Raw genomic sequence first — 13350 nt, 5'->3', positions numbered from 1 at the left:
AGCGAATTTATAATATTTTATCTTTAAAGACTTAAAAGAAAAAAATGACCGTTTCCGATGTTACGAAGATACTCGAAGAATTGTGCCCACTTCATTATGCAGAAGACTTTGATAACGTAGGACTTTTAGTGGGTAACTCTAAAGCAGTTGTTAGTGGTATCTTGGTAACTTTAGATACTCTTGAAAATGTTGTTGATGAGGCAATTGAAAAGAAATGTAATCTCATTATTAGTTTTCATCCAATAATTTTTAAAGGACTTAAGAAAATAACAGGTCGAGATTATGTAGAAAGAGTCGTTATAAAGGCAATTGCAAATAATATTGCTATTTATAGCATGCATACTGCCTTGGATAATAGTCCTGAGGGTGTAAACGCCAAAATCTGTGAAGTTCTTGAAATAAAAAATCCTAAAATTCTAATTCCTAAAAAGAATAGTATTAAAAAACTGACTACCCATGTACCTAATGATAAAGCCGACTTTTTAAGAACTAAGCTTTTTGATGCTCAAGCTGGAACTATTGGTAACTACAGCAACTGTAGTTTTAATACGGAAGGAGTTGGGTCGTTTAAACCAAACGCTACATCAAACCCAACAATTGGTCAAGCCGGTAAATTACATTATGAAAAAGAAACTCAAATTCAAATTACATTCAGTAGTGTTTATGAAAGGTCAATTTTAAATGCTCTTTTCAAAAATCACCCCTATGAAGAAGTGGCTTACGAAATAATCACTTTGGAAAATGCCAATCAAAATTTAGGTATGGGTATGGTAGGTTTCATAGAAAATGAAATGAAAGAAAATGATTTTTTGAACTATCTAAAGTTGAAAATGAACGCAAAAGTAGTTCGCCATTCTTCTTTACTCAACAAAACAATTAAATCAGTTGCGGTGTTAGGTGGAAGCGGTGCTTTTGGCATTGAGGCCGCGATTGAAGCCAATGCAGATATTTATATTACTTCAGATATTAAATATCATGAGTTTTACAAAGCTGATAATAAGATAGTTATAGCAGATATTGGTCACTTTGAAACAGAACAGTTTACAAAAAATTTATTGGTAGACTATCTTACAAAAAAAATTCCTAATTTTGCGGTCACTTTATCGGAAAGTATTACTAATCCCATCAAGTATTTTTAATATATGGCTACAAAAACAGAAATAACTGTAGAAGAGAAATTACGAGCACTGTATGATTTACAGTTAATTGACTCTAGGGTAGATGAAATAAGGAATGTTCGAGGAGAATTACCTTTAGAAGTTGCAGATTTAGAAGACGAAGTTCTTGGTCTTAAGACTAGAATGGATAAATTAAAATCTGATGTTGAGACCATAAATTTTGAAATCACTGCGAAGAAGAACTTGATTGAAGAATCTAAAGTTTTGATCAAGAAATATGCTGAGCAACAAAAGAATGTTCGTAACAGTAGAGAATTTAACTCGTTAACTAAAGAAGTCGAGTTTCAGGAATTAGAAATTCAATTAGCTGAGAAAAACATTAAGGAGTTTAAAGTTCAAATTGAACAGAAGAAAGAGGTCATTTCTGGCACAAAAGAAAATTTATCAGAGCGTGAATCTCACTTAAAGCATAAAAAGGGAGAACTTGATGCTATTCTCGCTGAAACTGAAAAAGAAGAAACAGCTTTATTAAAAAAATCAGAACAGTTTGAGAGTAAAATTGATGAACGCTTGGTTAAGGCTTATAAGCGCATTCGTCATAATGTAAAGAATGGTTTGGCCGTAGTACCTATTGAAAGAGGTGCTTCTGGTGGTTCTTTCTTTACGATTCCACCTCAGGTTCAGGTTGAAATTGCTTCAAGAAAAAAAATAATTACTGATGAGCATAGTGGTCGAATCTTGGTAGACCCTACTTTGGCCGAAGAAGAGCAAGAAAAAATGAAAAAGCTATTTAAGAAATTATAGCTTTTGATACACTTATAATTTTAAAAACCATCCAATCTCTGGATGGTTTTTTGTTTTATATCTTTAACCATGAGAAAATTTGCGGTCATTTTATTTATTGTGATTTGTAGCAATTGTTCCAGTCAAAATTTAAAAAATTATCAATGGAAAAATCGATTAGTTATTCTTGTTGGTGATAAAAATGATTCAGTAATAAAAGAACAATTGAAGCTTCTTACTAGCCTTCAAAATGAACTCGATGAAAGACAAATAAAAGTGCTTCATTCCAATCATGGAATTCGGAAAGAATTAAATTTAAATCCCAAATTCGTAGGCCTAATACTTATTGGAAAAGATGGCGGTATTAAACTCAAAAAACCATATGTAGTTCAACCTGGTTCATTATTCAGTTTAATTGATGGAATGCCTATGCGTAGAGCAGAATTAAAAAACAAGTAGCATTTTTAATAATTTAAAAGGTTCAAGATTTTTTTCTCGACTTCTTTTGAATTCCAGACTTGTTCAATATCCTTAATTTTCATGATTTCTTTCATGATTTTTTCTTGCTCATCACCTATTTGCAATGCTTCTGTATATGGTTTATCTGAAAAAGTGACTCGACTATAAACAGGCAACCATTTATCAGGATGCTTTTCAGCAAAGTATTTTTCAATCTTCTTTTGAAGTAAAAATATTGGGTCAGCAGTTTTACTGCTCATCTCAATAAAATTTCGATAACTTAATTCAGCTATGGCGTCAGCATTGGGTTTTCTTTCTAATTGATAAGCAGAAAAAATAGCTTCCCAATCATCGCCATGAATTGAGATTAATTCATTTAGTTTATAAATATCTTCAAAACCGGCATTCATCCCTTGTCCATAAAAAGGTACAATTGCATGTGCAGAATCACCAACCAATGCCACTTTATCCCAATAGGTCCAAGGATAGCACTTCATAGTAACCATTGCACTTGTAGGGTTCTTGAAAAAATCCTCTATAAGGTTTTCAATTTCTTTTTGAACATTTGGAAAATATGTCTTGAAAAAAACTTTGGCCTCTTTCTTAGTGGTAATCTTTTCAAAAGAAACTTCTCCATCAAAGGGCATAAATAAAGTACAAGTAAAACTGCCATCAAGATTCGGCATGGCAATTAGCATAAACTTACCTCTAGGCCATATATGAAAAGAATTTTTATCAAGCTTGTGCGTACCATCTTCATTCGGGGGTATCGTCAATTCTTTATATCCAACATCAATAAAGTCTTGAGAATAATCAAATCTACTTCGACGTTGCATCTTATGCCTTACTCTTGAAAAAGCACCGTCACAACCAAAAACTAAATCAAACTGATATTCAGCCCATTCGCTTTTCTCACTTTCACCAGTATAAATTTTTGCTTCAGGTAGGTTTACATCCCACACTTTTTCATTGAACTTGAAATCAACACCTGCCTCCTCAGCCAAATCAATCATTTTTCTATTTAGAATACCTCTTGAAATTGACCAAATAGCCTCATTATCTTTGCCATATTTTTGAAAATAAACTGGTGTATCAATTACATGCATAGCCCTTTTATCTAAGGGTATAGCTATTTTTTTTATAACATCTTCAATACCTACACCTTGTAATGATTTCCAGCCTCGATTACTCATTGCTAAATTAATTGACCTTCCTGAAAACTCAATTGTTCTTATATCTGGTCTTCTATCAAAAACGGTAACATCATGACCCCGTCTTCTAAGGTATATAGCAAGTAAAGAACCAACAAGGCCCGAACCGATTATCGCAATTTTTTTAGGTGTTTGTTTCATAAATAATTAAAGTAGCAACAAAAATATTAACTATTAAAGGTAATATCTTTTGAATAATTCTAAATAAAGTATTGTGATTACTTTTTGTTTAATTTATTTATATTTTTGTTAAACAAAATATGTCTCATCAAAAAATATATCTACCTCAGAAAATTTGCTTAATCTGCAAAAGGCCATTTTCTTGGCGAAAAAAATGGGAAAAGAACTGGGAACAGGTTAAATATTGTAGCAAGAAATGCCAAAAAAATAAATAGCTTTGAAAAGTTTAATCTGGTTTAAAAACAATTTACGAGTATCTGATAATCATGGGCTTACAAACGCATGTTCCCATGATAGCACCATTGCAATTTTTTGTTTTAACCCTATTGATTTTGAAAAAGGTGATTTTGGATTTAGAAAGACTAGTGCGTTTCGAGTTCAATTTTTAATAGAATCATTACTACACTTAAAAGAAGCTTTACGAAAGCTCAACATTACCTTACTTATATTTCACGATAAACCAGAAATTACTATTCCTCAGGTTATTGAACAATACGAAATAGATACCGTATATCTTCAAACGGAATGGACAAGAGATGAAAATGACACACTTGCTAAAACCAAAAAAAATAGTAATCCCACAGTTCAATTTATTGAAACTTGTGACCAATTTTTATATCACCCTGAAGACGTTCCCTTTGAAAATTTTAACGAAATACCCGATGTTTTTACCTTTTTCAGAAAGAAGGTTGAAAAATATGGTAAGGTTAGACTAGTTCTAGAAAAACCAGATAAAAAACCAGCAAGTAACTTATTAAAACAAAAGACTAAATTACCCTCTTTAAAAGAATTGGGGTTTCAAGACTTTCGAGTTGATTCAAGGAGTGCTTTCCCTTTTAAAGGTGGTGAAGATAAAGCTATAGAAAGAATAGAGACGTATTTCTGGAAATCTAAGAGCCTAGCATCATACAAACAAACTCGCAATGGCCTAATTGGGTTAGACTACAGTTCTAAATTATCCGCTTGGTTGGCCAATGGTTGTATTTCGCCAAGAACTATTTATAAGACTGTTAAAGAATTTGAACATAAAATTATTAAAAATCAGGATACATATTGGCTAATTTTTGAATTGATTTGGCGCGATTTTTTTAAATACATAAGCTTAAAACACAAGGATAAAATTTTCCACCTAGGGGGTATTTTAGAAAGAAAATATGATTGGGGAACGTCATCAAGAATATTGCAGCAATGGATTTCTGGTAACACGAATGAACCCTTTATTAATGCTAATATGAAGGAACTGGCAGCAACTGGTTGGATGAGTAATCGTGGTCGACAAAATGTGGCAAGCTATTGGGCAAAAGAGTTAGAGCAAGACTGGCGAATTGGTGCTGCTTACTTTGAAAGTATGCTAATTGATTATGATGTACACAGTAATTGGTGCAATTGGATGTATCTAAGTGGGGTTGGTAATGACCCAAGGGATAGAAAATTTAATATAAGACGACAGGCGGATATTTATGACAAGAATGGAAAATATCAAAAATTGTGGCAATAAATAATGAAAACACTTAGGCTAATTCTAGGAGACCAACTAAATAGTGATCATTCTTGGTTCAATACAGTTGATAGTGAGATAATCTATTTAATGGCTGAAATGCGCCAAGAGACTGACTATGTAAAACATCATATTCAAAAAATTGTTGGTTTTTTTAATGCAATGCGTAGCTTCTGTTCAGAACAAGAAAAGAACGGTCATGAGTTTATTTATTTTAAAATAAATGATAGCCACAACTCTCATAAGCTCGAAAGCCTAATTTTTTCAATTGTAAAGGAAAAGGGTATTGAAAAATTTGAATATCTGCAACCTGATGAATTTCGATTGGATCAAGAACTTAAAAAACTTTGTGATGTATTAGAAATTCCTGTTGAATATTTTGACACGGAACATTTTTATTCTTCGAGAGATGAACTCAGTCAATTTTTCAAAGGAAAGAAGCAGTTGATTATGGAGAGTTTCTACCGAATGATGCGTAAAAAGCACGACATTATGATGGTCAATGGTCAACCAGATGGTGGTAAATGGAATTTTGACCATAGTAATCGAAAAAAATGGAAAGGAACGCCAAATATTCCTTCTGCACTTAATTTTAAAAAAGATGTTACAATTATCACCAATGAAATTGAAAAATCAGGTGTCAATTTTTTTGGAAATATTGAAGTTAATAACTTTCAATGGCCAAGCACAAAAAGCGAATGCAAAGAGCTTTTGGCATATTTTTGCGAGCATCTTTTAATTCATTTTGGTGATTATCAAGATGCAATGCATACGGAACAAAAATACCTATTCCATTCTAGGTTGTCTTTTGCAATGAACATCAAAATGATTTCTCCAAAAGAAGTTATTAAACATGTTCTTTCTTACTATTACGAACATACAGTTGATATCAATATTTCACAAGTAGAAGGATTTGTTCGTCAAATTTTAGGTTGGCGAGAATATATGCGAGGCATTTATTGGAAAGAAATGCCTAACTACAAAACTTTAAATAAGCTAAAAAACCATAATCCCCTACCTGATTTCTTTTGGACAGGAAAAACCAAAATGAACTGTTTGCAAAAGTCAATAAATCAAAGCCTAGATGATGCCTATGCTCATCATATTCAGCGTTTAATGATTATTGGTAATTATGCCTTGTTAACCCAAATACACCCTGATGCAGTAGATTATTGGTATTTAGGTGTTTATATTGACGCTATCGAGTGGGTAGAAATTACAAACACCAGAGGTATGAGTCAATTTGCTGATGGCGGTATTGTTGCTACAAAACCTTATGTAAGTAGTGCCAATTACATTAATAAAATGGGCGATTATTGTAAAAACTGCCATTATAAACATTCTAAAAAGGTTGGAGAAGATGCTTGTCCATTTAATGCCTTGTATTGGAATTTTTTAGACCAGAAAAAAGAATATTTTCAAAACAATCAGCGCATGTCAATGATGTTAAATCTTCTAAATAAAAAAGACAAAGAAGAATTGGCAGCTTTAAAGCAAAGAGCACAAGAAGTGATAACTAATCCAGATAATTTTTAAGAGAATATTAACGAGGATTTAAAATCCAAAACATTCGTTTCAAACGTAGGTATATAAACTATTCCGCGAGAGCGTCTATATATAAAAAGTCCTTCACAATGGATTGTGAAGGACTTTTCTTTATAATTAAATTTCTGCGTATTTATTGCATTATTCCATCAACAATACCATATGCTAAAGATTCTTCGGCACCCATCCAATAATCACGATCAAAGTCTTTCATAACCTTATCAAAATCTTGCCCACAATTATCTGCTAAAATTTTGGCACCCAACTCTTTGGTTTTTATAATTTCTTTTGCTTGAATTTCTATATTCGAAGCCTGACCTTGCGCACCACCACTAGGTTGATGAATCATCACTCGAGCGTGAGGTTGTATAAAACGCCTCCCCTTTTCTCCAACAGAAAGTAGAATAGATCCCATTGAGGCTGCCAAACCAGAACAGACCGTTGAAACCGGACTTTTTATCTGTTTTATGGTATCATAAATAGCGAAACCAGAAGTCACATAACCACCTGGGCTATTTATAATTAATTGAATTTCTTTATCATTCTGTAAATCAAGAAACAACAATCTGTCAATTACATGTTTGGCAGAATTATCATCTACCATTCCCCACAAAAAAACTTTACGTTCTTCTAGTAATTTTTCTTGAATGGCCTCTTGTACTTTTCCTTTTTTCGAACTCATTTTTTGTTTTTGTGATAAACCACAAAATTAATCAAATAATTTATGTTTTGATGGAATAGAATTTTCGCTCTAATTAAAAGCTACAAAAGAATCAAGTGATTTCCTACAAATAAAAAAAATCATGCTATTGACATACAAAAGGCCTTGTTTCACAACAATTTACCAATAATGTTAAAAAACGCTCGTTTTTATTTTTTAATAGTAATTAAACGAAAATAACTATACCGACAACGTGAAATTTGAGGGTTTTCAAGGATTGGGAATACATTTGCAGCGAAATTGATCCCAAATCGATTCAACCCAAAATCAAAGCTTAACCTGCATTATCTGAATATTTTAGAACCTAAATCTTCAGAGAACATAGGTGAAGTAGAGATTTAAAAAATTTCAAAACCTTGACCTATGAAGCGTACAAATACTTCTACATTAAAGAATTTTTTCCTTTTCACCATTTTTCTTAGTGTCCTACTATCAGGAACTAATAGTTACGGACAAGCCAATTCCATTAGAACTGGCGCTACATTCAATTGGGCGGACACTCAAACCAATGTAAGTGACCCTGCTACGCTTGAATCAATTGATATTAATGGTACTTCCTATTCATCATTCGCGGTACCTTCAAACTATGTCATGACTAGACTTGGTCCAGGAGGGCATGGCAATAATAACATTATGCAAAATGGAACGGAAATTATTGGAAGCAGTAATGATCCGAACTGGGCTACTGGAGCACTAAGCGCTTATCAAGATATAAACCTGAATCACTATTTCGAATCCAATGGAAATGGAGACGACTTTTGTGAAGACTACAGTCAGGTAGCAACAACAGATTCTCAAATTCAAACGATATCATATTCTCCTGGTATACCATCAAACCCTGATGGTGTTTTAGCCGTAACCGAACGTGGAGGTAATAACTGTATTTATATTCAAGTATGGGGTATTCCTAATGGCGGTGGCGCTGAACAACAACTTGGTCAAACCTTTGTTCGCAATCAAGGAAACCTTTCTGGAGTTGGTCCTCAAGATGAACCTCGTCCTAATAGCGATTACTGGAGCAGTGGACGAAATCATGAAAATAATCAAGTAATTGCCATAGCTCTATACGAGTTATCTGAATTGGCGCCAGTTGGTTCTATAATAACTCAAATCAAATATTACGCAGCAAGTGATGATAATGGAGATGGAAAGTTCTTTATTATGCAGGCCTATGCACAAGACGAATGCATTGATATTAAATTGGATAGAGATGGCAATGGAGATTCTAGTGCTAATGATAATGTACCAGCAGGTAGCACATATTCTTTAGTTTCAGGAACTTCTAATGGTACATTAACCCTGGATTCAGATGGAACGTTTAACTATCAACCTAACCCTGGGTATTCTGGTACGGATAGTTTTGAGTATCAAGTTTGTTTACCAGCACCTAACCAAGCCGTTTGCGATACAGCAACGGTTTGTATCGGTATTGGACCAGATGCCTTAGCAGATAGTTATGTGGTTGAGGAAGGCTCCAATAACAATGATCTTAATATACTTTTAAATGATATTTTTGGTAGTTCTGGACCGCAAGCAGGAAATGCAATAACGGATAATACCAACCCGCCAAATGGAACGGTAACTCTTAACAATAATGGTACACCAGGGAATCCTTTAGACGATTACTTTCAATATACACCCAATGGTGGTTTTGAAGGAACTGATGCTTTTACTTATGAAATAACTGATGCAGATGGTAACACAGCAACTGCAACTGTTCTTATTTATGTGGCCCCTGATTCAGAGGATGATGATATTCCGGACCCAATGGATTTGGATGATGATAATGATGGTATATTAGATTCTAATGAATCACAAGAATGTATTGATGATGATTACATACAATGGGGCCTTAATAGCCCAATTGGTGTTAGATCAGTCGATTTTGTTCAAAACCCCGCAATTACTAATTGGTTATTAACAAGTACAGGCGACATTGCTACAGGTGCAGGACTTAACAGCACATCACCAGGTTCAGAATTGCAAATAACTAGTCTGGATGCTTACACTTATGAAGAAGCCTTAGCTAATAATGAATATATCCAGGTAAGTTTTACAACTGGTTCTGATATTTCTGGTCAGGTAATTGAACGTTTAGGTATTAACTGGTATAGAAATTCTGATGGTTTTACGGTAGGAAATTCTTATGATGCTGCTATTGCCATTTCATCAGATAACTTTGCGACCTCGCATGTATTGAATACTGATGTACAAATACATTATCCTTCAAATGGTATTTCTGAATTCTTTGATTTGCTTCCAACAGGAACTACTTACTATCTTGAAGAAAATACGACCTATGCAATTCGATTATATGCCTACAACCAAACGAATGATGGTACGGTAGCGTATTCAGTTTATGATGATTTTACTGTTCGCTTTTCTGGTTGTCAAGATTTAGATACTGACAGCGATGGTATACCAAACCATCTCGAAGGTGATTCAGATGCTGATGGCTGTGCCGATGCTATTGAAGCAGGCCATACTGATGGTGATGGTGATAATTATTTAGGAAATTCACCATTAACCGTTGATTCAAATGGTGTAGTAACTGGTCAAGATGGTTATACAGGGGTAACTGGTAACGAAACTATTGCTACACAAGTAACGATTAATACTTCTCCTTCCAATCTAACTACAATTGCCGGAAATCCTGCGGTATTTGAGATTGATGCTATAGCTCTAAATACAACTTCTTTCTCATCAGGTAATCCTAATTATGGAAGTGGGTCGGATAGTTCTGGACAACTGCGATACCAATGGCAAGAAAATGGTGTCAATTTGTCTGAAGGTGGAAACTATAATGGTACCCAAACATCACGATTAACAATTATAGATGCCACCGGATTAGATGGAAATACTTATACTGTTATTGTAACACATTTAGATAATAATTGTACTAATGAAACCCGAACGGCTACACTTACAGTAAATAATCCTTGTGATCCTATTAGTTCTGGTAATGTTGATACAGATGGAGATGGCATTGCAGATGTTTGTGATTTAGATGATGATAATGATGGTATTCTTGACTTAGACGAAAATTCCTGTACTTTAGGCTCTAACCCTTCATCACAGTTTGACTCCTTTCAACAGCAGTGGCAAGCAACCGGAGCAACAGTAATAGCCGGCAATAGATATAGTTTAATCTCTAATGGAAGTGATTTAGGTACCAGAACAGTTACCGGCGGTCCTAATGATGGGCTAACAGTCACAGTAAATCAATTTGATACTAATCGATACACAGATTTAGATGGCAATTCTTATGATTTTCCTACAAATACTAAAAGAACTAATGGCCCAAATGTAAATATTGGATTTGCCAATATTCTAGCCCCACAATATCCTAGAAGATGGACTTTTGTTGCAATGATTGATGTGAATGGAAATGGTCAATATGACCCTTTAACTGACCAATTTATATCCAAAATATTTACTGAACAAGGACGATTAGGTTTTGAACCAATTAACAGCGGTGATGTCTATATTGTCTTTACTGACGATATGTATGGTGATAATGGAGGAAACTTAACTTTTAACGTAGAAACCTGCGTCGATAAGGATAGTGATAATGATGGTATCCCTGATCGTTTAGATTTAGATTCTGACAATGATGGTATTTATGATGCAGTAGAAGCTGGTCACAGTCAAACTCATGTAAATGGCAGACTTTCAGGAGGTGTAGATGCTGATGGAATACCGAATACGGTTTCCGATAACGAAGGGGCTATAAATTATAACTATGCAGATGCCGATTATGATGGACTCTTAAACAGTATTGACCCCGATTCGGATAATGACAATTGTGTTGATGCCATTGAAGCTGGTCATACTGATGGTGATGGTGATAATTATTTAGGAAACTCACCACTATCCGTTGATTCAGATGGTGTAGTAACTGGTCAAGGTGGTTATACAGGGGTAACTGGTAACGAAACTATTGCTACACAAGTAACCTTGAATACAGCACCTATTGATCAAATGGTAAATAATGGCGGTTCGGTAAGCTTTTCAATTGATTTAGATGCGATAAATACTACCAATTATTCCGGGGGAACTCCTGATTACGGAAGTGGGTCGGACAGCTCTGGACAATTACGATACCAATGGCAAGAAAACGGCACAAACCTATCTAATGGAGGTGTATATTCCGGTGTGAATACATCGACACTTACCATTTCAAATACTTCAGGACTTGACAATAATACATATACTGTTCTTGTAACTCATTTAAACAACAATTGTTTTGCTTTAGATAGAACTGCTACCCTTAGCATCACGCCTGAGATTACAATTAATGACTCTTCAACAGTTGAAGGAACAAATAATGTATTTACTATTACTTCTTCAGCTGCTATTAGCCAAAATGTGGTATTCAATATTGGTTACACAAATATTAGTACAACCGATGCAGATTACAGCGGTCCAAGTACTGTAATACTTCCAGCTAATGATACCAGCGTTTCCTTTAATGTCGCAGCAGTTGATGATAATCTTATTGAACCTACAGAACGACACGAAGTTGAAATCTCTTATGCCTCTGGTGGAACGGTAAATATTACTGATAATGAAGGTACGGGTGAAATAATAGATAATGATGGTGGTTCAGGAAATGGGCTTTCTTTTGACAACACAAATGTAGTTGTCAATGAAGCTGACGGTACAGCAACTTTTACTGTTAGACTAACTGGAAATGTACCAGGTGGTTTTACTGTTAATTATGCTACTTCTAATGATACTGCTTTAGCTGATACTGGGGCAGATGCAAACGATTACACCAACACAAGTAACACCTTAACCTTTTTAGGAAATGATAATGAGTCGTTTGATATAGTTGTTCCTATTACAGATGATAATATCCATGAACTTACACAATCGTTTAATCTGAATTTAAGTGGCTTATCTACGACCTTAATTACTATTAATGACCCTGTAGCTACTGGCACTATAATTGACAATGATTCTGCTAGTATATTTAACCGATTTGTAGTCGTGTTTGAAAATGATTTAGTCTACAATTTAGAAGTAGAACTAAACGCACCGGTTGAACATTCTTTTACCGTTGATTTTGAAACCTTTGGTAATGAAAATACCGGATTAGGTGGAACAGCGACTGTTGGTGCTGACTATGTCGCAAACGTAAATACTACATTTACTTTTCCTGCTAATTCTCCAGCTGGCACTATTCTTTCAATTCCAATAACTGTACTTGAAGATGCCATCATTGAACCTAATGAAACTATAATACAAGTTTTAGATAATATTAGTGATCCAACGATTGGAATTTTATCTCCAAATAGAACCTTTACTATTAATGATGATGATAGTAATTCTTCTAATGGGATTTCAGTTGCCGACTTTAGTGAAAATGAATCTATCGGTACAGCGAATTTCGTTGTAAGTTCAAATGTTGCTGTATCAGAGGCATACACCGTAAACTATACCATTTCAAATGGATCCGCAATCAGAAACCAAGATTTTACGGTTCCATCAATGTCAGGTACTTTGAATTTTTCAGGTACTTTAAATGAAACTGTTAATGTACCTATATCGATTACTGATGATACTATTTTAGAGAATAATGAAAACTTATTCATTACACTATCTAATATCTCCAATGCCCTAGTATCTATGGTTGATGCAAATGGTATTGGAAATATTATTGATAACGATGGAGCGGGAATTACAGTAGACCTTTCTGCTAACACTGCTGTGGAAGGAAACGATATCATATTTACAGCTACTATGTCAACTGTAAACAATACAGGGGCTGACATCGTGGTTGATATCAATGACCTAGGTACAGGTACTGCTATTGCTGGTACAGATTATACT

The 13350-nt window shown here is 34.3% G+C and carries 9 protein-coding genes; 7 read left to right on the top strand and 2 right to left on the bottom strand.

The window, feature by feature from the left end:
• The first annotated feature begins 44 nt into the window (after positions 1-44).
• The 3 genes from RM520_RS14505 (at position 45) to RM520_RS14495 (ending at position 2360) form a co-directional block, all read left to right on the top strand.
• Complete coding sequence (locus tag RM520_RS14505) at positions 45-1139, top strand: Nif3-like dinuclear metal center hexameric protein (RefSeq protein WP_311388482.1); 1095 nt, start codon at positions 45-47, stop codon at positions 1137-1139.
• Between the two features lie 3 nt (positions 1140-1142).
• Positions 1143-1922, top strand: coding sequence for a zinc ribbon domain-containing protein (locus RM520_RS14500; RefSeq protein WP_311386412.1), 780 nt, complete (start codon positions 1143-1145; stop codon positions 1920-1922).
• Between the two features lie 69 nt (positions 1923-1991).
• Positions 1992-2360, top strand: a complete 369-nt coding sequence (locus tag RM520_RS14495) for a DUF4174 domain-containing protein (protein WP_311386411.1) — start codon at positions 1992-1994, stop codon at positions 2358-2360.
• Positions 2361-2365: 5 nt separating this feature from the next.
• On the opposite strand, the gene RM520_RS14490 is transcribed toward RM520_RS14495, so the two are convergent.
• Positions 2366-3712 carry an FAD-dependent oxidoreductase gene (locus RM520_RS14490; protein ID WP_311388481.1) on the bottom strand — a complete coding sequence of 449 codons (1347 nt, stop codon included), beginning with the start codon at positions 3710-3712 and terminating at the stop codon, positions 2366-2368.
• Between the two features lie 119 nt (positions 3713-3831).
• On the opposite strand from RM520_RS14490, the gene RM520_RS14485 reads away from it, so the two are divergent.
• The 3 genes from RM520_RS14485 to RM520_RS14475 are packed head-to-tail and all read left to right on the top strand — an operon-like array spanning position 3832 to position 6785.
• Entirely contained in the window at positions 3832-3966 is a 135-nt protein-coding gene (locus tag RM520_RS14485) for a DUF2256 domain-containing protein (protein WP_311388480.1), read from the top strand.
• Between the two features lie 2 nt (positions 3967-3968).
• A complete protein-coding gene (locus tag RM520_RS14480; protein ID WP_311388479.1) occupies positions 3969-5249 on the top strand; it encodes a DASH family cryptochrome in 1281 nt (426 codons plus the stop codon).
• A gap of 3 nt (positions 5250-5252) precedes the next feature.
• The gene (locus RM520_RS14475) at positions 5253-6785 is read left to right on the top strand and encodes a cryptochrome/photolyase family protein (RefSeq protein ID WP_311388478.1); all 1533 of its coding nucleotides are present in this window, start codon (positions 5253-5255) and stop codon (positions 6783-6785) included.
• A gap of 142 nt (positions 6786-6927) precedes the next feature.
• Here RM520_RS14475 and RM520_RS14470 read toward each other — a convergent pair whose 3' ends face one another.
• On the bottom strand, positions 6928-7476 hold the full coding sequence (locus RM520_RS14470) for a ClpP family protease (RefSeq protein WP_311386406.1): 549 nt from the start codon (positions 7474-7476) through the stop codon (positions 6928-6930).
• Between the two features lie 402 nt (positions 7477-7878).
• Between RM520_RS14470 and RM520_RS14465 the strand changes: the two genes are divergently transcribed.
• Positions 7879-13350, top strand: a 5472-nt coding sequence (locus tag RM520_RS14465; protein ID WP_311388477.1) for a Calx-beta domain-containing protein, incomplete at its 3' end; no start/stop codon positions are given.

The organism is Croceitalea vernalis (assembly GCF_031846405.1).
In the GTDB taxonomy this organism is placed as follows: domain Bacteria; phylum Bacteroidota; class Bacteroidia; order Flavobacteriales; family Flavobacteriaceae; genus Croceitalea; species Croceitalea vernalis.
This window is presented reverse-complemented; position numbering and strand designations above follow the sequence as displayed.

What these genes read in the sequence shown, in the direction of transcription:
- RM520_RS14505 (WP_311388482.1), top strand. Translation starts at nt 45, where the DNA reads ATGACCGTTTCCGATGTTACGAAGATACTCGAAGAATTGTGCCCACTT.
- RM520_RS14475 (WP_311388478.1), top strand. Translation starts at nt 5,253, where the DNA reads ATGAAAACACTTAGGCTAATTCTAGGAGACCAACTAAATAGTGATCAT.
- RM520_RS14470 (WP_311386406.1), bottom strand. Translation starts at nt 7,476, where the DNA reads ATGAGTTCGAAAAAAGGAAAAGTACAAGAGGCCATTCAAGAAAAATTA.
- RM520_RS14500 (WP_311386412.1), top strand. Translation starts at nt 1,143, where the DNA reads ATGGCTACAAAAACAGAAATAACTGTAGAAGAGAAATTACGAGCACTG.
- RM520_RS14485 (WP_311388480.1), top strand. Translation starts at nt 3,832, where the DNA reads ATGTCTCATCAAAAAATATATCTACCTCAGAAAATTTGCTTAATCTGC.
- RM520_RS14490 (WP_311388481.1), bottom strand. Translation starts at nt 3,712, where the DNA reads ATGAAACAAACACCTAAAAAAATTGCGATAATCGGTTCGGGCCTTGTT.
- RM520_RS14495 (WP_311386411.1), top strand. Translation starts at nt 1,992, where the DNA reads ATGAGAAAATTTGCGGTCATTTTATTTATTGTGATTTGTAGCAATTGT.